The organism is Streptomyces hebeiensis (genome assembly GCF_052983195.1).
This window is the reverse complement of sequence record NZ_CM129812.1, coordinates 1,577,826-1,598,768: the sequence shown is the minus strand read 5'-3', so window position 1 is coordinate 1,598,768 and position 20,943 is coordinate 1,577,826. Positions and strand designations below refer to the sequence as shown.

Below are 20,943 nucleotides of genomic sequence, written 5' to 3'. Positions count from 1 at the left end.
GTCTCGTACCGTCGGCGTGCCGCGTGACGGTACGAGACCTTCCCGCGATCATCCGCCCGCTCGTCTTCCGCCCACTCTGACCTGGCACTTCGCCGGAGCACCCGGTCGGCCTCCGTCCCGGGCACCGTTGGAATCAGAGATTCCGATCGTGCTGAAAGCTTGAAGTCCGCCAAAGCTTGTCGTACGGACCTTGCCGAATGGGTGGCCAGGAAGGCGGTAAGGGGTGATCATGAGAAGACCAGAGCGCACTTCCCATGAGGAGGCACGGGTGGCCGAGACTCTGAAGAAGGGCAGCCGGGTGACCGGCGCCGCGCGTGACAAGCTCGCGGCAGACCTGAAGAAGAAGTACGACAACGGTGCGAGCATCCGGGCGCTGGCCGAGGAAACCGGCCGCTCCTACGGATTCGTTCATCGGATGCTCAGTGAATCGGGAGTCACGCTGCGGGGACGCGGCGGAGCGACGCGGGGCAAGAAGGCCGCATCGGCCTGATCGCGGAGCGGGATTCCACCGCGCAGGACGGCGTCGACGGGGGCTTCCCGCACGGCGATGCCGGCCGACTGTTCGGCGGTACAGTCGCACCGGTCCATGACTGTGCGGATGTACGGCCACCGGCCCGGACGGTGGCCACCCGGGTGGGGACACACACCACCCAGGTGGTTACTGTGCAGTCACTTGGCTTGTACGACCAGGTCCGGAAGAGGACTTGGTGCGGCTGACTGCCCGGACCGGAGGCGCCTGATGACTTCGCTCGATCCCGTGCTCGACAAGGACGGCGTACGGCTCACCGTCGAGGACGCGGTTGCCACGGTGACCCTGACCAACCCGGCCAAGCGCAACGCCCAGTCTCCCGCTCTGTGGCGGGCGTTGGCGGAAGCCGGCAGGGCACTGCCGGGCAGCGTGCGGGTGGTGGTGCTGCGCGGCGAGGGCAGGTCCTTCTCCGCGGGGCTCGACCGGCAGGCGTTCACCCCCGAGGGCCTCGACGGTGAGCCGTCCTTCTTTGATCTGGCGCGCGGCACGGACGCGGAACTCGACGCCGCCATCGCCGCGTGCCAGGAGGGGTTCGTCTGGCTGCGCCGCAATGACCTCGTGTCCATAGCGGCCGTTCAAGGACACGCGATCGGGGCCGGATTCCAGCTGGCCCTGGCGTGCGACCTGCGGGTCGTCGCGTCGGACGTGCAGTTCGCCATGCGGGAGACGAGCCTCGGCCTGGTCCCCGACCTCACCGGGACGTACCCCCTGGTGGGGCTGGTCGGATACGCCCGGGCGCTGGAGATCTGCGCCACGGGCCGCTTCGTACAGGCCGACGAGGCGGAGCGCACCGGGCTCGCCAACCTGGTGGTGCCGGCGGAGGACCTGGACGCCGCCGTCCGGGACCTGGCGGGCGCGCTGCTGGCCGCGCCGAGGGACGCTCTGATCGAGACGAAGGCGCTGCTGCGGGACGCGCCGGGCCGCTCCTACGAGGCCCAGCGCTCGGCGGAACGCGCGGCCCAGGCGCGCCGTCTGCGCGACCTCGCGGGTCTGTCGGACTGAGGGGGGCCTTGGCCGCCCGGTGCCGCGGCGCTCGCGTCATCGGGAACCGCGAGTCAGGGGCGGCGAGGGCCCGCCCCCTCGCCGCGCCGGCGCCGTGACCGGGTCCTCTCTCGTACCTGGTCACGACGCCACCTCCACCGCCATGACCAGCACGGTCACCGGCAGTCCGCCGGTCACGTCGGCCCCGGGCGCCGTCAGCCGTTCCCGTACCGCCCGGACCACGTCCAGCGGGCGGTGGCCGGCCGCCGTCGCCAGTTCCACCCGGACCTGGTCCGGTGTGGTCACCACCGGGCCGCCCAGCGTCCGCGTCAGATGAGCCACCCCGGCGACCGCGGCGGCCAGCCGTGCCGCCTCCGCCGCCGGGGCGGTGGTGTGCACCTCGGCCGGTCCGTCCGCGGCCCGCCGGACCTTCGCCTCCGAGCCCGCCGCCTCCCGCGCGGCGGCCTCCGCCTCCTCGGGCGTGTCCAGCAGGGCGGTCACCCGCAGGTCCGTCCGCCGCACCCGCAGCCCCAGCCGGTCCACGGCGTGGGGGACCAGCACGTCACGCAGCCGCTCGGCGAGGACCGGCAACGGTTCGTCCGGCACCGCCGCGAACTCGCCGTCGATCCGCAGCGGACCGTACGGGAGCGCGCCGGGCGGTACCCGTACGGCGAGCCCCGTGCCGCCCGTGTCCACGCCCGGAGCCGTTTCCCCGTCCGTGCCCTCGTCGTCCGTCGCCTCGTCAGGGCCGATCCGCAGCCGGCCCAGCACCGCTCGCGCCACCGGCGCCGCGGCCTGCCGCAGTTCCGCCGTCGCGGCCCGCTCCGCCAGCCAGGCGCCGTCGGCCGGGCCGCCCAGCGGAAGCAGCCGGCCCGGGCCGAGCCGCTCGCGTACCGGGGCCGCCCATCCTTCGGCGTTGTGCGCAGTCGTCATTGCACCAGCCTGCCCCATTCGCGGAGCGAAATAGGTCATATGCGCATTAATGTAGGCAAAGGGGTCATCGATGTCCGGAGAGAACCCGGAGAGGGATGAGTGGCGATGTCAGATACCGCACCTCGTAATCAGTCGGTGTCGTCCGGCAGGGACCTGTTGAGCGACGACGGGCGCCGGTCGTCCGTCTCCAAGCGCGGCACGGGCGCCCCCGGCTCCCGCGGCCGCACCACCATCGCCGACGGCGTGGTGGAGAAGATCGCCGGGGTCGCGGCCCGCGACGTGGTCGGCGTCCACGCCATGGGCAGCGGGCTCGCCCGTACGTTCGGCGCGGTGCGCGAGCGCGTCCCGGGCAGCGCCAAGTCCGTCACCCGTGGCGTGAAGGCCGAGGTGGGCGAGGTCCAGACGGCGCTCGACCTGGAGATCGTCGTGGACTACGGCGTCTCGATCACCGGTGTCGCGGCGGCGGTGCGCGAGAACGTCATCTCCGCGGTCGAGCGGATGACCAGTCTCGAGGTCGTCGAGGTCAATATCGCGGTCAGCGATGTGAAGCTCCCCGACGAGGAGGACGAGGAAGAGCCGCAGCCACGGATCCAGTGACCCGTCGCGCACCGCCGGCCGGACGGACGCGGATTCATGTCCGGGGCCTGACGGACACGGACTCATGTCCGCCTCGGGCCACGAGTGGAAAGTCCGGCGGCGGCGAAGCGGTGGAGAGCGGAAGAGGAGCGCACGATGCAGATGGCGGTGGTCGGCCTCTTGGCCGGCATGGTGCTCGGGTTCGCCGGCTACTTCGGCGGCTTCGGAGCCTTCGTGGTGGTGGCCGTGCTGGGGGCGGTCGGCTTTGTGGCCGGGAAGTTCATCGACGGCGATCTGGAACCCGGGGACTTCTTCCGCAGTCGCGAACGCGACGGCCGACGGCGGTGACGGCGCGTGTCAGATGACCGGATGCTGCCCGCCGGACGGCCGGCGGGGCACGCGCGGAACGGGACGCCGGAGGTGCGCGAGCTGACGGCGGAGCCCGTGGCGCCGGGCTCCCGTGGTGCGACCGTGATCACCGACCGGGTCGTCGCGAAGATCGCCGCGCGCGCGGCGCGGGAAGCGCTCGGGGGCGTGCCGGAGGGCGGAGCCCCGCCGCACGCCACCGTCACGCTGCACCAGGACCACGCGCGCGTGCGCGTCGGCGTCGAACTCGGCCACCCCTGTGACATCGGGGAACGGTGCGCCGCCGTGCGCCGCCGGGTCGTCCAGCGGGTGAAGTCGCTCGCGGACATGGAGGCCCGCGAGGTGGTGGTGCAGGTGGAACGGCTGCACTCCGCGCGGGCGCGCGTGGCGGCACGGGGGAGACTCCGATGAGCGACCGACTCTCCGAGCGGGGGCCGACGGGACAGGGACCGAGGGGACAGGGACCGACGGAACGCGAACAGCCGGGACACGGGCAGACGGAACGTGAAGGGCCGGAAGGCGGGCCGACGGCAGCCGAGGAAGCGGTACGCGAGGAGGGGGCACGTGAAGAGGCGGCGAACGGGCCGGCCGACCACGGACCGGCGCCGGGAGCGGACGCGCCCCTGCCGCCGTACGGTCCGGGCTCCGCCACCCGCCACGACCCCGGACCGGCGCCGGGCACGGGCCGCGGCCGACCGCGCCGCTTCTGGTCCGCCCGCAGGGTCCCCGCCGCCCTGGTCGCGCTGGTCGTGCTCGGCGCGGCGGGACTGCTGCTGTACGACGTCGCCGCGGTACGGGCCGGGCGGCCCGCGATGTACTGGCGCCGCGAACTCGCCACCCAGTTGGCCCAGCAGCGGCTCGACGGCACCTGGCTGCTGACGGCCGCGGCCGTCGCGATGGCCCTGGGGCTGTGGCTGCTGGTCCTCGCCCTCACCCCCGGACTGCGTGGCCTGCTGCCCATGCGGCGCGAGTCCGCGCACGTACGGGCCGGGCTGGACCGGGACGCCGCCGCCCTGATCCTCCGTGACCGGGCCATGGAGGTCTCCGGCGTCCGGTCCGCGCGGGTCCGGGTGCGCCGCCGCCGGGTCACGGTGCGCGCGGACGCCCACTTCCGCGAACTGGGCGCGGTACGGGCCGACCTGGCCGAGGCACTGGACATCGGCCTGGACGAGCTGGGCCTCGCCCGGACGCCCGCGGTGAGGCTGCGCGTCCGCAGACCGCCGAAGAAGGGATGACGCGATGGCCCTCCGGGTGGTCAACCGCGTACTGCTCGCACTGATCGGCCTGGCGCTGATCTGCGCCGGAGGCATCGTGCTCGCGCGCGGACTGGACTGGCCGGTGCCGTCGTGGTGGCCGTACCACGGACCGGGGGACGTCCTGCTGAGCCGCGCGAACCGGCTCCGGTGGCGGGGCGAGGACTGGTGGTGGCCGGCGGTGATCGCCGCCCTGGCGGTCCTAGTGGTGCTGGCCCTGTGGTGGCTGCTGGCGCAGCCGCGCCGGGCGCGGGTGCCGGACGTACTGGTCGACACCCGCGACGGCGAGGGCGCGCTGGTGCGCGGCCGGGCGCTGGAGGACGCGCTGGTGGACGACGCGGAGACCCTCGACGGGGTCGCCCGCGCCCGGGCCCGCCTCACCGGCCGCCGCACGGACCCGGTGGCGCGCGTCCGCCTCCTCCTGGAACCGCACGCGGTGCCCACGGTGACGCTGCGCAGGCTGACGGACGAGGCGGTGGCGGACGCTCGGGACGCGGCGGGACTGAGGTCGCTGCCGACGGAGATCCGCCTGCGGGCGGCCCGGCACAAGCCGGAACGCGTGCTGTGACGCCCCGGTGCTCTCCGGCGCCCGATGCGCCCGACGGCGGCCCACCGCGTCAGGGAGCCCCACCGCGCCCGACGGCGCCTCGGAGCGCCCGGCCGACGCCGTGACCGTCCGCCCGCCTAGAAGCCGTGCCGAGACCCGCCGTCCACCGGCAGCATCACGCCCGTCAGGTACGACGCCGCCGGCGACAGCACGAACGCCGCCGTCCTGCCGAACTCCTCCGGCGTCCCGTACCGCCGCAGCGGAATGCGGGACTCGTGCGCCGCCCGCGCCGCGTCCGCGTCTCCCGACAGCGCGTCCAGCTCCCGCACCCGGTCCGTGTCGATACGGGCCGGGAGCAGGCCCAGCACCCGGATCCCGCGCGGACCCACCTCGTTCGCCAGGGACTTCGCGAAGCCCGCCAGGCCCGGCCGCAGGCCGTTGGAGATCGTCAGGCCCGGGATCGGCTCGTGCACCGAGCCCGACAGGACGAAGCCGATGACCCCGCCCTCGCCCAGCTCCGCCGCGGCCTCGCGCGCCAGCCGTACCGCGCCCAGGAACACCGACTCGAAAGCCCCCTGCCACTGCTCGTCCGTGTTGTCCGCCGCGGACCCGGGCGGCGGGCCGCCCACGCTGATCAGGATGCCGTCGAAACGCCCGAAGCGCTCCCGGGCCGTGCCGATCAGCCGCCGCGCCGCCGCCGGGTCGGCGTTGTCGACGGCCAGGCCGTGCGCGCCGGGGCCGATCGCCGCCGCGGCCTCCTCGACGCCCTTCGCATCCCGCCCGCTCAGCACCACCTTCGCGCCGTCCGCCGCCAGTTCCCGCGCCGCCGCGCGGCCCAGCCCGCGTGAGGCCCCGGTGACGACGTAGACACGGTCCTTCAGTCCAAGATCCATGGTTTCTATAGTGCCGTGTGCGCCCCGGCCAGCGTCAGGGCGGTCCCCACCAGACCGATGTGGCTGAACGCCTGCGGGTAATTGCCCAGTTGCCGCCGCCCCGCCGCGTCGTACTCCTCCGAGAGCAGCCCGACGTCGTTGCGCAGGGCCAGCAGCCGTTCGAACAGCTCTCCGGCCTCCCGCGTACGCCCCGTCATGTGGAGCGCGTCGGCCAGCCAGAAGGAACACACGAGAAACGCTCCCTCGGTGCCGGGCAGCCCGTCCAGGCCGCGCCCCGCAGCCCCGTAACGCCGCAGGAGCCCGTCGGAGCCCAGCTCCCGCCGTACCGCGTCGACCGTGCCGACCACCCGGGGGTCGTCGGGCGGCAGGAAGCCGACGCGCGGGATGAGCAGCGTCGCGGCGTCCAGCTCCCTCGAGCCGTACGACTGCGTGAAGGTGTTGCGCTCCGGGTCGTACCCCCTCTCGCACACCTCCCGGTGCACCTCGTCCCGCATCGACCGCCACCGCCCCGCGTCGCCGCTGAGCGACGGGTCGCTCTCCAGCGTCTTCACGGCGCGGTCGGCGGCCACCCACGCCATCACCTTGGAGTGCACGAAGTGCCGGCGCGGGCCGCGCACCTCCCACAGGCCCTCGTCCGGCTCCCGCCACTTCGACTCCAGGAAGCTCAGCAGGCTCTGCTGGATGCTCCAGGCGTGCGGCTTCGGGGGCAGCCCCGACGCGCGGGCCACATGGAGGGAGTCCATGACCTCTCCGTACACGTCGAGCTGGAGCTGGTCGACCGCGCCGTTGCCGGTGCGGACCGGCCGGGACCCCGCGTATCCGCTCAGCCACGGCAGCTCCGTCTCCGGCAGCCGGCGCTCCCCACTCAGGCCGTACATGATCTGCAGATCGGCCGGATCCCCGGCCACCGCGCGCAGCAGCCAGTCCCGCCAGGCCGCCGCCTCGTCCAGATAACCGGCGGACAGCAGGGCCCCGAGGGCCAGCGTCGAGTCGCGCAGCCAGCAGTAGCGGTAGTCCCAGTTGCGCACACCCCCGATCTCCTCCGGGAGGGAGGTGGTGGGGGCGGCGACGATCCCGCCGGTCGGCCGGTACGTGAGCGCCTTGAGCGTGATGAGGGAGCGCATCACGGCATCGCGGTACGGCCCCTCGTACCGGCAGCGCGCCGCCCACCGGTCCCAGCCCTCCAGGCTGTCCCGGAGCGAGTCGTGCGGATCCGCCAGCGGCGGGCGCGGCTCGTGCGAGGGGTGCCAGGTGAGGACGAACGCCACTTCCTCGTCCGCACCGACCGTGAACGACGACCGGGTGCTGTAGTGCTGCCCCCACGTCTTCACCCGTGGCTCGCTGCGCAGCCAGACCGAGTCCGGCCCCGCCACCGCCAGCCGATGGCCCTCGGAGCGCCGCACCCAGGGGACGACAGAGCCGAAGTCGAAGCGCAGCCGCAGCGTCGAGCTCATCTCCACCGATCCGCTGACGCCCTTGACGATCCGTACGACATCGGGGGCCACGTCGCGTTGCGGCATGAAGTCGATGACCTTGACCGTGCCGGTACGGGTCTCCCACACGGACTCCAGCACCAGCGAATCACCCAGATAGCCGCGCCGGGTGCAGTCGCCGGCGCCCCGGGGAGCGATGGTCCAGTGGCCGTTCTCCTCGTCGCCGAGGAGCGCGGCGAAGCAGGCCGCCGAGTCGAAGCGGGGGAGGCACAGCCAGTCGATGGAGCCGTTCCTGCCGACCAGGCCGGCGGTCTGGAGATCGCCGATGAGGGCGTAGTCCTCGATGCGTCGCGTCACGCCAGGGCGTGTTCCCGGAGGGCAGGGAGTTATACCAGCGCCCGGAGGAGTGCGAAGGGGACATGGCCGCACGTCAGGCGGGGGGGCGGGGGGTTACTGGACAGACGCGGCGGCGGGCTCCGGATCGGACCCCGGTCCCCGACCGGGAGCCGTACCGGGGCCCGGGCCTCCGCCCGGTCCGCCCCCCGTCCCCTCGGCACCCTTCTCCGCGGCGGCAGCCCGGTCCCGCCTCTCGCGGCGGACGAGTATCACCCACCCGACCGGCACACCGGCGGCGAACAGCCACCACTGCACGGCGTACGCCATGTGCGATCCGATCGAGCTGTGGTCGGGGTTCGCGATCGGCTCCGGCGAGCCGTCGGCCGGCGCGGGGGAGACGAGTTCGACGTAGCCGCCCAGGACCGTGCGCCCCAGCAGCTCCTGCTGCTGCTCGCTGTTGATCAGCATCACCTGGCGCGGCGGCAGTCCCTCCAGGTCCTTGATGCCGCTGGCCGCCGTCGTCTCGTCGGCCTTGAGCCGGCCGGTGACGGTGACCTCGCCCCGGGCCGGCGCCGGGATGTCCGGGAACGCCTCCTGATCGCCGGGTGCGGGGACCCAGCCGCGGTTGACGATGACCGCCCGGCCGTCCGCCAGCAGGAGCGGGGTGAGGACGTGGTAGCCGACCCGGTCGTCGGTGGAGGTCCTTCGGCGGACGACGACCTCGTGCGTGGTGTCGAACCGGCCGGTGACCGTCACCCGGCGCCAGTAGTCGTCGCGGGGGACGGTGTGCCCGGGCGCGGTCAGTTCCGTGACGGGCACGGGCTTCGCCTCGAGGTTGTCCGCGATCAGCTCGTTCTGCGCGACCCTGTGTTCGTGCCGGTGAAGCTGCCAGAAGCCCAGCTCGATCATCACGGGGATGAGGGCGAGGCCGAGGAGGGTGAGGATCACCCACTGCCGGGACAACAGGAAGCGGTACACGCCTTTGACGTTACCCGGCGGGGGAGGGGCCGGGGACGGAGGGGTACGGGACGTCGGGGTGGCGCGCCGCAGAAGCGGTGCCCGTCGCCCGCACGCCGTGCCCGACGAGCCGTCCCGCGTCGAACCGATGGACGTGAGGTGACCCGCCGGGCCGAGCGGGACGGCACGTCCGGCCGGCGGGGCGCCGTCCGCTTGCGAGCCTCCGCCCTGCCGCTGACGATATGACCTATGACTCACTGCGAAGTGTGCGGGAACGACTATGAGCTGGCATTCACGGTCGAGACCCGGGACGGGTCACGTCACGTCTTCGATTCGTTCGCCTGTGCGATCCACCGCATGGCCCCCATCTGTGAGCACTGTCGCGTCCAGATCATCGGTCAGGGCGTCGAGGTGGAGGGCCACTGGTACTGCGGCGCCCATTGCTCGCGGGCGGAGGGCAGGGCCGGCATCGTGGACAAGATCGGTTCTTCCGTCTGACCAAGAACTCCTCACGTCGTGCGTCCGCCACCCGGTGCCGGGGCCACATCGCGCAACAGCTGGGTGAACGCCGCCTCGTCGATGACCGGCGTACCGTACGACGCGGCCTTGACCGTCTTGGACGTGGCCGAGTCCGGGTCGTTGGTCACCAGCAGGCTGGTCAGCCGGGACAGGCTCGTCGCCACGTGCAGCCCCGCCTCGACCGCCCGGTCCTCCAGCAGCTCGCGCTCGACCGAGGTGTCGCCCGAGAACGCCACCCGCATGCCCTGTACGAGCGGCCCGCCCGGCTCGTACCGGCCGGGGTTCGGATACGGGCAGGCCGGCCGCTTCCGTGAGGGCCGCCAGCTCGTCGGCCGGTACGACGCCTGAGGACCGACCCGGGACGCCAGGGGCCGCGCCGGGGCGTCGGACCACTCGGTGAGCGGCCGGCACTCGAGCAGCGGGAGCCGCACACCGCCGCGCGCCGCCGCGTGCAGGCTGGGCCGGAACGCCTCCGCCAGGACCCGTGCGTCGTCCAGCGCGTGGTGCGCGCGCTGCTGCACCACCCCGAAGTGCGCGGCCAGCGACTCCAGTTTGTGGTTCGGCAGGGGCAGCCCCAGCTCCTTGGAGAGCGCGATGGTGCACAGCCGCTGCCGGGTGGGCGCCGTCCGTTCCGAACGGGCGTACTCACGGGCGATCATCGTCCAGTCGAACATCGCGTTGTGCGCCACCAGCACCCGCCCCTCCAGCCGCTCGGCCAACTCCCCCGCCACCTCGGAGAAACGGGGCGCGTCCGCCAGGACCTCGCTCGTCAGCCCGTGGATCCACACGGGGCCGGGGTCGCGCTCCGGATTGACGAGCGTGTACCAGTGGTCCTCGACATCGCCCCGCGCGTCCAGGCGGTAGACGCCAGCGGACACTATCCGGTCATCGCGGGCGAGGCCGGTGGTCTCCACGTCGACGACCGCGTACCCCTGGGGGTAGGCGGCCGGCCACGTCGCTGAAGTCGTCTGGTCGTCGAGCATGGTCACAGAGAATACGGGCCACGACTGACATCGCGGTCGCCCGGTCGGCGCGCCGCTCCCGTACCGGGCCGACCGCCCGTCTCCGCGTCAAGGCCCGTACGCCACCGCCGAACAGCGCCTTCGTGGACGGGCGTCGCGCGCTGCCGCCGTACGGCGATCCGGTCGTGAGACCGTTCCCGGGTGAGCGATGACACCCGGGACAATCCGCGGGAACCGCACCAGGAGCCGCACGACGACGCTCTCGGAACCCGCCTCAACTGGCTGCGCGCCGCCGTCCTCGGCGCCAACGACGGCATCGTCTCGACCGCCGGCATCGTCGTCGGTGTCGCCGGGGCCACCCCGTCACGTGCCGTCCTGCTCACAGCGGGCCTCGCGGGACTGCTGGCCGGTTCGATGTCCATGGCCGCGGGCGAGTACGTGTCGGTGTCGACGCAGCGCGACTCGGAGAGGGCGGCGCTGGAGACGGAGCGGCGCGAGCTGCGTGAGCAGCCGAAGGCCGAACTCGACGAGCTGACGGGCATGCTGACGGAGCGCGGCCTCACGCGCGAGGTCGCCCGCGAGGCGGCCGAGCAACTCACGCGCCGCGACGCCCTGGGTGCCCACGCGCGGGTGGAACTGGGCATCGACCCGAACGCCCTCACCAATCCCTGGCACGCGGCGGGCGCCAGCTTCCTGTCCTTCACGGTGGGCGCGCTGCTGCCCCTGCTGGCGATGGTCCTGCCCCCGGCGGCGCACCGGCTCTGGATCACGGTGCTGTCGGTGCTGGTGGCGCTGGCCCTGACGGGCTGGGGCAGCGCCCGCCTGGGCGCCGCCGCACGGGGACCGGCGATGCTGCGGAACGTGGGCGGGGGCGCGGTGGCGATGGGCGTGACCTACGCGGCGGGAGCACTGCTGGGCGCGGCGGGCGTCTGACGCGCGGTGCGGGCGCGGCCCGGCGGCGGGGCGTGTCGTCGCGCCGGTCCGGGACCGTACCGACGCCCCATCCACCACGCGCTGACGGCGAGTTGAACGCGCGGGCCGCCCTCTCGAGGCCGGCCCGCGCCCGGGTCTTCCGGTGGTTCAGCCGCGTTACCTGGTCACGGCCTTGAGAGCGTTCACGATGCCCGCCCCGTAGAAGCCGTTGTACTTCTTGCCGCCCTCGCAGACCGCGTCTGCCTGGCCGTCACCGTCGATGTCGTACGGCACCGGGCAGGCCGTGGCGTCGGCCTGGGCCGCCAGCAGCGTCTTGACCAGTTTCGGAGACGCCTTCGGGTGCGTGGACTTGATCAGTGCGGCGACACCCGCGGCGTGCGGGGAGGCCATCGACGTACCCGCCATGTAGCCCCACTTGCCACCCGGCAGCGGGCCGAGGATCAGGCCGCTGGTCGCGGGCGGGGCCGGGGTCTGGTAGGCGGTGGAGTCACCGCCGGGGGCCGCGACGTCGATGACGCCGAGACCGTGGTTGGAGAACGAGGACTTCAGGCCCTTCGCGCCGGTGGAGGCGACGGTCACCACGCCCGGCAGCTGGGTCGGGATGTCCAGGCACTCGGACGGGTCGATCACCCGGTCACCGGGGGTCGTGTCGTTCGGGCTGCTCGGGTCGGTGATCGAGTCGGACGAGAGGTCGTAGTTCTCGTTGCCCGCCGCGGCCACATTGACCGTGCCCTTGCGCTCGGCGTACCGAGTCGCCCGGGTCAGCGCCTCGACCAGGGCCTTCTGGTCCGGGTCGGTGGTGCAGTTGAAGTACCAGGGGTCGGTGTAATAGCTGTTGTTGGTCACGTCGACGCCGTGCTCGGCGGCCCAGACGAAGCCGCAGACGACGGCCTCCGTGTAGAAGAACCCGGCCGGCGTGGACACCTTGATGCCGGAGACCTTCACGCCCGGCGCCACCCCCGTGATGCCGACGCCGTTCTTGGCACCCGCTATCTCGCCCGCGACATGCGTGCCGTGCGGGCTCTCCTCGGCGGTCGGCCGCCAGGCGCCGTCCGTCGTGTCCGGCTTGCCGCCCACGCAGTTGACGGACGCCTTACGGTCGAAGTTGGGCGCGATGTCAGGGTGGGTGTCGTCCACACCCGTGTCGATGACGGCGACCGTGACGTTCTTGCTGCCGAGCGTCTTCTCGTGCGCCTTGTCCGCCTTGATGGCGGGCAGGTCCCACTGCAAGGACTCCAGCGGGTCCTGACCGGCGGCCTTGGCCGACCTGGCGGTCGCGGCGGCGACCTCGTCGGCGCCGAGTATCCGGGGCGTACCGACGTCGGTCGTGGACTGCGCCGGCAGGGGAGCGGTGCGGGTGGCGCCGGCGGAGCCGACTCCCGGCACCTTGCGAACGGTCTTGGCGAAATCGGGGTTCTTGGAGGTGGCGACTATGACACCTATCTGGTCATAGCTGGTCACTATCGCACCGCCGGCACGCTCTATCGCCTTCTTGACCACCTTGGCGGTCACATGACCGCCCCGGGTGTTCACGACGTACGTGAGCTTCGGGCCCTCCTCGGCGGCGGAAGCGGCCGGGGAGGAGACGGCCGTACCGTCGACGGCGGCGCCGCCCCCCGGGGCCGCCGAGGCCGTGGCCGCGGGCAGGAAGCCCAACGAAGCGGTGAGCGCCAGACCTACGGGCAGGGCGAGTACGCGCCGCCGTCTGGATCCCAGATGAGCCATGGGTTCTCCACATCATCCGTGACGACCGTCCTCCACGCACGCTGCGCAGGACGGGTACATGACCAGCGAAGCTATCGCGATCATCCCTGCTCATCAATGATTTTCAGAAGAAACTACAAGAAAAAGGCCAGTGTTGAACCGCTTCGTGGCGCCCCCCGTGCCGTTGTCAGGGAGACGTGCACCAACCCACCCCCCGCGAGGTCCCCCTAATGACCCACGCCAACGCACCCGCGTCACGAGGAGATTCCGTGGCTACCGACGCACCGCCGCCCGAGGGCGGTACGGACACCAACCCAGCGCCCACCACGGCGCCCGATCCGGCCACCACGGCACCCGGCCCCGCCGCGCCGGGCCAGGCCCGGTTCCTGGACGTGCAGGAGAGCGCGGAATTCGGGGAACTGCGCCGTACCTACCGCAACTTCGCCTTCCCGCTGACCGTCGCCTTCATCGCCTGGTACCTGCTGTACGTCCTGCTGTCCAACTACGCGGGCGCCTTCATGGGCACCAAGCTCTTCGGCAACATCAACGTCGCGCTCGTCCTCGGCCTCGCCCAGTTCGCCAGCACCTTCCTCATCGCCTGGTACTACGCGCGGCACGCCGCGACCAAGCTCGACCCGAAGGCGGAGGCCATCAAGTCCCGCATGGAGACGGAGACGGACGCATGAGCCACTCGCCCAGCACCCAGTTCGCCGGCCAGGTGACCACGGAGCTGACCCGTGAACTCCCCACCCGGCTCGCCGCGGCCTCCGACGCCAGTGAGCACCGGCCGCTGATCATCACCCTCTTCGCGCTGTTCGTCGTGGCGACCCTCGTCATCACGGTCTGGGCGGGCCGGCAGACCAAGAACGCCTCCGACTTCTACGCGGGCGGGCGCCAGTTCACCGGATTCCAGAACGGGCTCGCGGTCTCCGGCGACTACATGTCCGCCGCCTCCTTCCTCGGCATCGCGGGCGCCATCGCCCTCTTCGGGTACGACGGCTTCCTCTACTCGATCGGCTTCCTGGTCGCCTGGCTGGTCGCGCTGCTCCTGGTCGCGGAGCCGCTGCGCAACTCCGGCCGCTACACGATGGGCGACGTCCTCGCCTACCGCATGCGCCAGCGCCCGGTCCGTACCGCCGCCGGCGCCTCCACCATCGTCGTCTCGATCTTCTACCTGCTGGCCCAGATGGCGGGCGCGGGCGTGCTGGTCTCGCTGCTGCTCGGCATCACCAGCGACGCCGGCAAGATCGCCATCGTCGCGCTGGTCGGCCTGCTGATGATCGTGTACGTGACGATCGGCGGGATGAAGGGCACCACCTGGGTGCAGATGGTCAAGGCCGTCCTGCTCATCGCGGGCACCCTCCTGATCACCTTCCTCATCCTCTGGAAGTTCAACTTCAACCTCTCCGACCTGCTGGGCACGGCGGCGAGCAACAGCGGCAAGGGCGCGGCCTTCCTGGAGCCCGGACTCAAGTACGGCGTCACGGAGACCTCGAAGCTCGACTTCCTCTCGCTGGGGATCGCGCTGGTCCTCGGCACGGCCGGGCTGCCGCACATCCTGATCCGCTTCTACACCGTGCCGACCGCCAAGGCCGCCCGTAAGTCGGTCATCTGGGCCATCGGCATCATCGGTGCCTTCTACCTGATGACCATCGTGCTCGGCTTCGGGGCCGCCGCGCTGCTGAAGCCGGCGGACATCATCGCCTCCAACAAGGCGGGCAACACGGCGGCACCACTGGCCGCCCTGGAGATCGGCGGCGGCGCCGACTCGACCGGGGGCGCGATCCTGCTCGCCGTGATCTCGGCCGTCGCCTTCGCCACGATCCTCGCGGTGGTCGCGGGCCTCACGCTGGCCTCCTCGTCCTCGTTCGCGCACGACATCTACGCCAACGTGATCCGCAAGGGCGAGGCGACCGAGCAGGAGGAGGTACGCGCGGCCCGCTGGGCGACCGTCGCCATCGGTGTCGTCTCCATCGCGCTCGGCGCGCTCGCCCGCGACCTGAACGTGGCCGGCCTGGTGGCGCTCGCCTTCGCCGTCGCCGCCTCGGCCAACCTGCCGACGCTCCTCTACAGCCTCTTCTGGAAGCGGTTCACCACCCAGGGCGCCCTGTGGTCGATCTACGGCGGTCTGGCCTCGTCGGTGCTGCTGGTGCTGTTCTCGCCGGTCGTGTCGGGCAAGCCCACCTCGATGTTCCCCGGCGTCGACTTCCACTTCTTCCCGCTGGAGAACCCGGGGCTGATCTCGATCCCGCTGGGCTTCCTGCTCGGCTGGCTGGGCACCGTCCTGTCGAAGGAGGCACCGGACCGGGGCAAGTACGCGGAGCTTGAGGTCAAGTCCCTCACCGGCACCGGCGCCCACTGAGCACGCCGGCACGCGTCCCGTACCGAGCACACCGCGTGCGCGAAGCACGGCAGCCCGCTCGGTGCGGGACGCGCGGTTTCGTCCGCCGCTCGTCCCGGCCTCCGACATTGTCGGCGCTCTGACGTAGGCTCGATGGAACGGAACCGATCACGGGGAGCGGGGAGGGGGCCGACAGTGCTCATCGACACCTACGGCCGGGTGGCCACCGATCTGCGGGTCTCTCTCACGGACCGGTGCAACCTGCGGTGTACGTACTGCATGCCGGAGGAGGGCCTCCAGTGGCTCACCAAGACCGAGGTGCTGACCGATGACGAGATCGTCCGGCTGATCGACATCGCGGTGACCCGCCTCGGGATCACCGAGGTCCGGTTCACCGGTGGTGAGCCGCTGATCAGGCCCGGCCTCGTCGCCATCGTGGAGCGCTGCGCGGCGCTGGAGCCGCGCCCCAAGCTGTCCCTGACCACCAACGGGATAGGGCTGAAGCGCACGGCCGCCGCGCTGAAGGCCGCGGGGCTCGACCGCGTCAACGTCTCCCTGGACACCCTGCGCCCCGATGTCTTCAAGACCCTCACCCGCCGCGACCGGCACGCCGACGTGCTCGACGGGCTGCACGCGGCCCGCGCCGAGGGACTGGCCCCCGTCAAGGTCAACAGCGTCCTGATGCCCGGGCTCAACGACGACGAGGCACCCGACCTGCTCGCCTGGGCCGTCGAGCATGATTACGAGCTCCGCTTCATCGAACAGATGCCGCTCGACGCCCAGCACGGCTGGAAGCGCGACGGGATGATCACGGCCGGTGACATCCTGCGGTCGCTCCGTACGCGCTTCACTCTGGTCCCCGAAGGCGAGGACCGGCGCGGTTCCGCGCCCGCCGAGCGCTGGATCGTGGACGGCGGTCCGCACCGCGTCGGGGTGATCGCCTCCGTCACCCGCCCGTTCTGCCGCGCCTGCGACCGTACACGGCTGACCGCCGACGGACAGGTGCGCACCTGCCTGTTCGCCCGGGAGGAGTCGGACCTGCGCGGCGCGCTCCGCGACGGCGCCACGGACGAGGAGCTGGCGAAGCGCTGGAAGCTCGCGATGTGGGGCAAGAAGGCCGGCTCCGGTCTGGACGACCCGGCCTTTCTCCAGCCCGACCGGCCGATGTCGGCCATCGGCGGCTGACGGCGGCTGAAAGGACCCCCGAGCCACGCCGACGCCGGCCGCAGGCAGCGCGTCGGCCCTCTACCGGCCGTCGCCGGCCGAGTGCCGTTCCTCCCACTCCTCCAGCGACACCACGTCCTTGAGGAAGCCGCGCACCCCCAGGAACGAGGAGAGATGCTCCCGGTGCTCGTCACAGGAGAGCCAGGTCTTCCGGCGTTCCGGTGTGTGCAGCTTGGGGTTGTTCCAGGCGAGCACCCAGACAGCGGGCGTACGGCAGCCCTTCGCCGAGCAGATCGGGGCGGTTCCGGCTTCGGCGGAATCGGTCGCACCGGGAAAACGGGGTGTTCCGGGGATGTTCACCGGACCACCCTAAAGCCCTCCCCGACGGGCCTTCCTTCCCGTGCCCGACCGGCGTGGCCGTGTTCGAACGTGATCGAACACGGCGACGCCGGGCAGCCACGGGGGGAGCTGCCCGGCGTCGGTCCGTCGCTCCGACGGGGGATGCGGAGCGCTTATCAAGTATGTCACGAGCAAGGCGGTGTCGTGCACCGGAACTTCACGATTGATCTGAGCTTTCCTGAGCTTCGCGTCCGGCCGACGGCGTCGGGCGTCCGTGCGAGTGTGTTCGATCACGTTTTTTCCTGTGCGGGCGACGGTCGTTCCCGCCCGTCGGTGCCGGTCCTGGGCTCGGCCGCGGCGGTTGCGGAAGGCGCCTCGATCATCGGCCGCAGCGGGGCCGTGACATAGGTGGACGGCAGCGAAGGCGCGCTCTCCCGGCCCGCGTTGGCGATCACCACGGCCACGTACGGCAGCAGCGCCCCCAGCACCAGCGTCACGATCGCGATCGGTCGTTGCACGTTCCACAGCGCGACGGTCGCGATCACCGAGACCGTCCGTACACTCATGGAGATCACGTAACGGCGCTGCCGGCCGCGTACGTCCTCCGCCAGTCCGCGCCGCGCTCCCGTGATCCGGAAGACCTCCGGGCCGCTCCGCTTCCGCGCCACGTTCCACCACCCGTTTTCCCGTGCCGGCCGCTCCGCGGGCCGGACCGGATCCACGGTACGCCCGGGAACCCGCGCCTTTGTGAGCGGGTCGCTCCCATCGTGACCGATAGGCCTCGTCCCGACACCTACGGCCCTGTCCGGCATGCGGCGTATGGCCCATCCCGCCAGACTGGGCGCACATGCGGCTACGGCACGCGCGCACCGGCGGAGCGTGTACCGCGCACCGGGAGGCGACGATGAGCTGGGTATGGGCGATCATTGTGGGGCTGGTGCTCGGTGTGCTCGCCAAGGCGATCATCCCGGGCAAACAGCGGATCCCGCTCTGGCTGACCATTCTGTGCGGCATCCTGGGCAGCTTCCTCGGCAACGCGGTCGCGGGCTGGATCGGCGTACGCCACACCAGCGGCATCGACTGGATCCGGCATGTGCTCCAGCTGGCCGGAGCGATCCTCGTGGTCCTCGCGGTGGACGGACTCTGGAGCACGCGGCGCGGCGCGCGGAGCCGGAGCACCAGATAGCGCGCCGCGCCGCGTGGACCGGACCGCCCGTACGAGACGGTCCCGCCCCACGGGGCTGTCCCGCCCGTACGAGACGGTCACACCGTCACGGGGCCGGGGTCACCTCGATCGCCGCCAGGTTCTTCTTTCCCCTGCGCAGCAACAGCCAGCGTCCGTGCAGCAGTTCCCCGGCCTCCGGGACCGCCTCCGCGTCGGCGACCTTCACGTTGTTCACGTACGCGCCGCCCTCCTTCACCGTGCGCCGTGCCGCCGACTTGCTCGGCGCCAGACCGGCCTCGGTGAACAGGTCCGCCACCGGCCCGAGTTCGGCCACCCGCGCGTGCGGCACCTCGGAGAGCGCCGCGCTCAGCGTCGCCTCGTCCAGGCCCGTCAGCTCGCCCTGGCCGAAGAGCGCCCTGGACGCGGCGACGACCGCCGCGCACTGGTCCGCGCCGTGCACGAGCGTCGTCAGCTCCTCGGCCAGCGCCCGCTGTGCGGCCCGCGCCTGCGGACGCTCCGCGGTGAGCCGCTCCAGCTCCTCCAGCTCCGTCCGGCTCTTGAAGCTGAGGATGCGGCTGTAGGAGGAGACGTCCCGGTCGTCCACGTTCAGCCAGAACTGGTAGAAGGCGTACGGTGTGGTCATCTCGGGGTCGAGCCAGACCGCGCCGCTCTCCGTCTTGCCGAACTTGGTCCCGTCCGCCTTCGTCATCAGCGGCGTGGCCAGCGCGTGCACCGTGGCGTCCGGCTCCAGCCGGTGGATCAGGTCCAGGCCGGCCGTGAGGTTGCCCCACTGGTCGCTGCCGCCCTGCTGGAGCACACAGCCGTAGCGCCGGTACAGCTCCAGGAAGTCCATGCTCTGGAGCAGCTGGTAGCTGAACTCCGTGTAGCTGATGCCCTCGTCGGACTCCAGCCGACGGGCGATGGAGTCCTTGGTGAGCATCTTGTTCACCCGGAAGTGCTTGCCGATGTCCCGCAGGAACTCGATCGCGGACATGCCCGCGGTCCAGTCCAGGTTGTTGACCATCGTCGCGGCGTTGGGACCCTCGAAGTCCAGGAACGGCTCGATCTGCGAGCGCAGCCGCCGGACCCAGCCCGCGACCGTCTCCGGATCGTTCAGCGTCCGCTCGGCCGTCGGCCGGGGATCCCCGATCTGGCCCGTGGCGCCGCCCACCAGTGCCAGCGGCCGGTGTCCGGCCTGCTGGAGCCTGCGTACGGTCAGCACCTGCACCAGATGCCCCACGTGCAGGCTGGCCGCGGTCGGGTCGAAGCCGCAATAGAACGTGACGGGACCGTCCGCGAGCGCCTTGCGCAATGCGTCCTCGTCAGTGGACTGGGCGAACAGCCCGCGCCACTTCAGCTCGTCGACGATGTCCGTCACGGTCGTGTCTCTCCTTGTGCGGCCGGCGCCGGTCCGGCGCGGGTCGGTGCCGGCCGGCGCGTTTTGACGTGACCCCCAGTCTATGGGGGTCACACTCCGGGGCTGACCGAGCTCATGTTGAAGTCCGGGACCCGCAGCGCGGGCATCGCCGCCCGGGTGAACCAGTCGCCCCACTCGCGCGGCAGCGTCCGCTCCGTACGCCCGGCCTCCACGGCCCGGGACAGCAGGTCGACGGGGGACTCGTTGAACCGGAAGTTGTTCACCTCGCCGACGACCTCGCCGTTCTCCACCAGATACACACCGTCCCTGGTCAGCCCGGTGAGCAGCAGCGTGGCGGGGTCCACCTCGCGGATGTACCACAGGCAGGTCAGCAGCAGCCCACGCTCCGTGGCGGCCACCATCTCCTCCAGGGAGCGTCCGCCGCCGCCCTCCAGCACCAGATTGTCGATGCCGGGCGCGACGGGCAGTCCGGTCAGGGCCGCGCTGTGCCGGGTGGTGACGAGACGGTTCAGCACGCCGTCGCGCACCCAGTCCGTCGCCGTCAGCGGCAGACCGTTGTCGAAGACGGACGCGTCGTCCCCGGAGGAGTGGGCGATCACGAACGGCGCGGACTGGAGCCCCGGCTCGGCGGGGTCGCTGCGCAGCGTCAGCGGCAGCTCGGACAGCTTCTCGCCGACGCGGGTGCCGCCGCCCGGGCGGGAGAAGACCGTACGGCCCTCCGCCGCGTCCCGGGCGCTCGAGGACCACAGCTGGTAGACGAGCAGGTCGGCCACGGCGGTGGGCGGCAGCAGCGTCTCGTACCGCCCGGCGGGCAGCTCGATCCGGCGCTCCGCCCAGGCCAGCCGCCGCGCCAGCTCCGTGTCCAGAGCGCCGGGGTCCACATCGGTGAAGTCGCGCGTCGACCGTCCGGCCCAGGCCGAACGGGTGCGGTCGGGCGACTTCGCGTTGAGCTCCAGCGTCCCGGTGGGCTGGTCGTGGCGCAGCCGCAGCCCCGTCGACGTGCCGAGGTAGGTGGAGGTCAGCTGGTGGTGGGCGAACCCGTAGAGCTCGCGCCCTCCGGAACGGGCGCGGGCGAAGGACTCGCCGAGGGCGGGCGCGAAGTCCGAGAAGACCGCCGAGGACGTCTCGGCGGGGGCCTCGGTGAAGCCGTCGGCCGCCGGCCCGCCGGAGACCAGCGGCTGCGCGTCCTCGGCCGGGCCCGCGGCCCGAGCGGCCTCCTCGGCGGCCCGGACCAGGGGCTCCAGGTCGTCGGCCGTGACGGCGGCGCGGGAGACGACACCCGAGGCGGTTCCCCGGGCACCGTCCACGGTCGCGACGACGGTCAGCGTCCGGCCACGGGTGACCCCGTTGGTGGTCAGCGCGTTGCCCGCCCAGCGCAGATTGGCGGACGACTGCTCGTCGGCGACGACCACGCAGCCGTCGGCGGTGGACAGGGAGAGGGCACGCTCGACGATCTCGTGCGGCTTGCTGATACGGCTCGTGGCCATCGTCCGTCCCGCCTTCTGCCTTCTGCGTATGCGTGGTGTGGAAGCCGGTCGCGCCGATCCGGCCGTACGCCGAGCGCCCACGGGCCCTCGGACCGGCGCGGGGCCGCCCGCGTCGGCGGGGTGTTCACCGTGTGGCGGGCGCTCACC

23 protein-coding genes are annotated in these 20,943 nt (G+C 72.2%); 13 read left to right on the top strand and 10 right to left on the bottom strand.

Annotated features, from left to right (window positions below; genetic code table 11):
- Positions 1 to 268 precede the first annotated feature (268 nt).
- Both ACU6P3_RS06930 and ACU6P3_RS06925 read left to right on the top strand, forming a co-directional pair.
- The gene (locus ACU6P3_RS06930; protein WP_030753304.1) at positions 269 to 490 is read left to right on the top strand and encodes a helix-turn-helix domain-containing protein; all 222 of its coding nucleotides are present in this window, start codon (positions 269 to 271) and stop codon (positions 488 to 490) included.
- 249 nt (positions 491 to 739) lie between these two features.
- Positions 740 to 1,531, top strand: a complete 792-nt coding sequence (locus tag ACU6P3_RS06925; RefSeq protein ID WP_447196360.1) for an enoyl-CoA hydratase/isomerase family protein — start codon at positions 740 to 742, stop codon at positions 1,529 to 1,531.
- A gap of 120 nt (positions 1,532 to 1,651) precedes the next feature.
- Here ACU6P3_RS06925 and ACU6P3_RS06920 read toward each other — a convergent pair whose 3' ends face one another.
- Positions 1,652 to 2,443 (bottom strand): hypothetical protein, encoded by a 792-nt coding sequence (locus ACU6P3_RS06920; RefSeq protein WP_447196359.1) that lies wholly within the window; start codon positions 2,441 to 2,443, stop codon positions 1,652 to 1,654.
- A 105-nt stretch (positions 2,444 to 2,548) separates the two neighbouring features.
- Between ACU6P3_RS06920 and ACU6P3_RS06915 the strand changes: the two genes are divergently transcribed.
- From ACU6P3_RS06915 to amaP, 5 genes are all read left to right on the top strand, one after another.
- Complete coding sequence (locus tag ACU6P3_RS06915; RefSeq protein ID WP_030753315.1) at positions 2,549 to 3,040, top strand: Asp23/Gls24 family envelope stress response protein; 492 nt, start codon at positions 2,549 to 2,551, stop codon at positions 3,038 to 3,040.
- 135 nt (positions 3,041 to 3,175) lie between these two features.
- Positions 3,176 to 3,367, top strand: a complete 192-nt coding sequence (locus ACU6P3_RS06910) for a hypothetical protein (protein WP_447196358.1) — start codon at positions 3,176 to 3,178, stop codon at positions 3,365 to 3,367.
- A gap of 6 nt (positions 3,368 to 3,373) precedes the next feature.
- Entirely contained in the window at positions 3,374 to 3,796 is a 423-nt protein-coding gene (locus ACU6P3_RS06905; protein ID WP_447196357.1) for a hypothetical protein, read from the top strand.
- Positions 3,793 to 4,620 (top strand): DUF6286 domain-containing protein, encoded by an 828-nt coding sequence (locus ACU6P3_RS06900; RefSeq protein ID WP_447196356.1) that lies wholly within the window; start codon positions 3,793 to 3,795, stop codon positions 4,618 to 4,620. The genes ACU6P3_RS06905 and ACU6P3_RS06900 overlap by 4 nt, the downstream gene beginning before the upstream one ends.
- A gap of 4 nt (positions 4,621 to 4,624) precedes the next feature.
- A complete protein-coding gene (amaP, locus tag ACU6P3_RS06895; RefSeq protein WP_447196355.1) occupies positions 4,625 to 5,206 on the top strand; it encodes an alkaline shock response membrane anchor protein AmaP in 582 nt (193 codons plus the stop codon).
- A 116-nt stretch (positions 5,207 to 5,322) separates the two neighbouring features.
- Here the strand turns inward: amaP and ACU6P3_RS06890 are convergent, their stop codons facing one another.
- The 3 genes from ACU6P3_RS06890 to ACU6P3_RS06880 form a co-directional block, all read right to left on the bottom strand.
- Positions 5,323 to 6,078, bottom strand: a complete 756-nt coding sequence (locus ACU6P3_RS06890; RefSeq protein ID WP_447196354.1) for an SDR family oxidoreductase — start codon at positions 6,076 to 6,078, stop codon at positions 5,323 to 5,325.
- Between the two features lie 5 nt (positions 6,079 to 6,083).
- On the bottom strand, positions 6,084 to 7,868 hold the full coding sequence (locus ACU6P3_RS06885; protein WP_447196353.1) for a glycoside hydrolase family 15 protein: 1,785 nt from the start codon (positions 7,866 to 7,868) through the stop codon (positions 6,084 to 6,086).
- Positions 7,869 to 7,961: 93 nt separating this feature from the next.
- Entirely contained in the window at positions 7,962 to 8,825 is an 864-nt protein-coding gene (locus ACU6P3_RS06880) for an SURF1 family cytochrome oxidase biogenesis protein (protein ID WP_447196352.1), read from the bottom strand.
- Positions 8,826 to 9,053: 228 nt separating this feature from the next.
- Between ACU6P3_RS06880 and ACU6P3_RS06875 the strand changes: the two genes are divergently transcribed.
- A complete protein-coding gene (locus tag ACU6P3_RS06875) occupies positions 9,054 to 9,302 on the top strand; it encodes a metallothionein (protein ID WP_447196351.1) in 249 nt (82 codons plus the stop codon).
- 11 nt (positions 9,303 to 9,313) lie between these two features.
- Here the strand turns inward: ACU6P3_RS06875 and ACU6P3_RS06870 are convergent, their stop codons facing one another.
- A complete protein-coding gene (locus ACU6P3_RS06870; protein ID WP_030753335.1) occupies positions 9,314 to 10,306 on the bottom strand; it encodes a DEDDh family exonuclease in 993 nt (330 codons plus the stop codon).
- Positions 10,307 to 10,486: 180 nt separating this feature from the next.
- On the opposite strand from ACU6P3_RS06870, the gene ACU6P3_RS06865 reads away from it, so the two are divergent.
- A complete protein-coding gene (locus ACU6P3_RS06865) occupies positions 10,487 to 11,218 on the top strand; it encodes a VIT1/CCC1 transporter family protein (RefSeq protein ID WP_352086219.1) in 732 nt (243 codons plus the stop codon).
- A gap of 156 nt (positions 11,219 to 11,374) precedes the next feature.
- Here the strand turns inward: ACU6P3_RS06865 and ACU6P3_RS06860 are convergent, their stop codons facing one another.
- Positions 11,375 to 12,943 (bottom strand): S8 family peptidase, encoded by a 1,569-nt coding sequence (locus ACU6P3_RS06860; RefSeq protein ID WP_447196350.1) that lies wholly within the window; start codon positions 12,941 to 12,943, stop codon positions 11,375 to 11,377.
- A 248-nt stretch (positions 12,944 to 13,191) separates the two neighbouring features.
- Between ACU6P3_RS06860 and ACU6P3_RS06855 the strand changes: the two genes are divergently transcribed.
- From ACU6P3_RS06855 to moaA, 3 genes are all read left to right on the top strand, one after another.
- The gene (locus ACU6P3_RS06855) at positions 13,192 to 13,608 is read left to right on the top strand and encodes a DUF485 domain-containing protein (RefSeq protein WP_447196349.1); all 417 of its coding nucleotides are present in this window, start codon (positions 13,192 to 13,194) and stop codon (positions 13,606 to 13,608) included.
- Entirely contained in the window at positions 13,605 to 15,284 is a 1,680-nt protein-coding gene (locus ACU6P3_RS06850; RefSeq protein ID WP_447196348.1) for a monocarboxylic acid transporter, read from the top strand. Before ACU6P3_RS06855 ends, ACU6P3_RS06850 begins: the two co-directional genes overlap by 4 nt.
- 174 nt (positions 15,285 to 15,458) lie before the next feature.
- Positions 15,459 to 16,448, top strand: a complete 990-nt coding sequence (moaA, locus tag ACU6P3_RS06845) for a GTP 3',8-cyclase MoaA (protein ID WP_447196347.1) — start codon at positions 15,459 to 15,461, stop codon at positions 16,446 to 16,448.
- 60 nt (positions 16,449 to 16,508) lie between these two features.
- Here moaA and ACU6P3_RS06840 read toward each other — a convergent pair whose 3' ends face one another.
- Together ACU6P3_RS06840 and ACU6P3_RS06835 are read right to left on the bottom strand one after the other, a co-directional pair.
- Positions 16,509 to 16,787: a hypothetical protein gene (locus tag ACU6P3_RS06840; RefSeq protein ID WP_447196346.1), complete on the bottom strand. Its 279-nt coding sequence runs from the start codon at positions 16,785 to 16,787 to the stop codon at positions 16,509 to 16,511.
- A gap of 269 nt (positions 16,788 to 17,056) precedes the next feature.
- Positions 17,057 to 17,488, bottom strand: a complete 432-nt coding sequence (locus ACU6P3_RS06835; RefSeq protein ID WP_447196345.1) for a DUF3099 domain-containing protein — start codon at positions 17,486 to 17,488, stop codon at positions 17,057 to 17,059.
- A gap of 182 nt (positions 17,489 to 17,670) precedes the next feature.
- On the opposite strand from ACU6P3_RS06835, the gene ACU6P3_RS06830 reads away from it, so the two are divergent.
- The gene (locus tag ACU6P3_RS06830) at positions 17,671 to 17,952 is read left to right on the top strand and encodes a GlsB/YeaQ/YmgE family stress response membrane protein (RefSeq protein WP_447196344.1); all 282 of its coding nucleotides are present in this window, start codon (positions 17,671 to 17,673) and stop codon (positions 17,950 to 17,952) included.
- A gap of 85 nt (positions 17,953 to 18,037) precedes the next feature.
- On the opposite strand, the gene tyrS is transcribed toward ACU6P3_RS06830, so the two are convergent.
- Together tyrS and ACU6P3_RS06820 are read right to left on the bottom strand one after the other, a co-directional pair.
- Entirely contained in the window at positions 18,038 to 19,309 is a 1,272-nt protein-coding gene (tyrS, locus tag ACU6P3_RS06825; RefSeq protein ID WP_447196343.1) for a tyrosine--tRNA ligase, read from the bottom strand.
- A gap of 89 nt (positions 19,310 to 19,398) precedes the next feature.
- A complete protein-coding gene (locus ACU6P3_RS06820; protein WP_447196342.1) occupies positions 19,399 to 20,796 on the bottom strand; it encodes a metallopeptidase TldD-related protein in 1,398 nt (465 codons plus the stop codon).
- Positions 20,797 to 20,943 lie beyond the last annotated feature (147 nt).

What these genes read in the sequence shown, in the direction of transcription:
- ACU6P3_RS06925 (WP_447196360.1), top strand. Translation starts at nt 740, where the DNA reads ATGACTTCGCTCGATCCCGTGCTCGACAAGGACGGCGTACGGCTCACC.
- ACU6P3_RS06920 (WP_447196359.1), bottom strand. Translation starts at nt 2,443, where the DNA reads ATGACGACTGCGCACAACGCCGAAGGATGGGCGGCCCCGGTACGCGAG.
- ACU6P3_RS06915 (WP_030753315.1), top strand. Translation starts at nt 2,549, where the DNA reads ATGTCAGATACCGCACCTCGTAATCAGTCGGTGTCGTCCGGCAGGGAC.
- ACU6P3_RS06910 (WP_447196358.1), top strand. Translation starts at nt 3,176, where the DNA reads ATGCAGATGGCGGTGGTCGGCCTCTTGGCCGGCATGGTGCTCGGGTTC.
- ACU6P3_RS06900 (WP_447196356.1), top strand. Translation starts at nt 3,793, where the DNA reads ATGAGCGACCGACTCTCCGAGCGGGGGCCGACGGGACAGGGACCGAGG.
- amaP (WP_447196355.1), top strand. Translation starts at nt 4,625, where the DNA reads ATGGCCCTCCGGGTGGTCAACCGCGTACTGCTCGCACTGATCGGCCTG.
- ACU6P3_RS06890 (WP_447196354.1), bottom strand. Translation starts at nt 6,078, where the DNA reads ATGGATCTTGGACTGAAGGACCGTGTCTACGTCGTCACCGGGGCCTCA.
- ACU6P3_RS06875 (WP_447196351.1), top strand. Translation starts at nt 9,054, where the DNA reads ATGACTCACTGCGAAGTGTGCGGGAACGACTATGAGCTGGCATTCACG.
- ACU6P3_RS06870 (WP_030753335.1), bottom strand. Translation starts at nt 10,306, where the DNA reads ATGCTCGACGACCAGACGACTTCAGCGACGTGGCCGGCCGCCTACCCC.
- ACU6P3_RS06860 (WP_447196350.1), bottom strand. Translation starts at nt 12,943, where the DNA reads ATGGCTCATCTGGGATCCAGACGGCGGCGCGTACTCGCCCTGCCCGTA.
- ACU6P3_RS06850 (WP_447196348.1), top strand. Translation starts at nt 13,605, where the DNA reads ATGAGCCACTCGCCCAGCACCCAGTTCGCCGGCCAGGTGACCACGGAG.
- ACU6P3_RS06830 (WP_447196344.1), top strand. Translation starts at nt 17,671, where the DNA reads ATGAGCTGGGTATGGGCGATCATTGTGGGGCTGGTGCTCGGTGTGCTC.
- ACU6P3_RS06820 (WP_447196342.1), bottom strand. Translation starts at nt 20,796, where the DNA reads ATGGCCACGAGCCGTATCAGCAAGCCGCACGAGATCGTCGAGCGTGCC.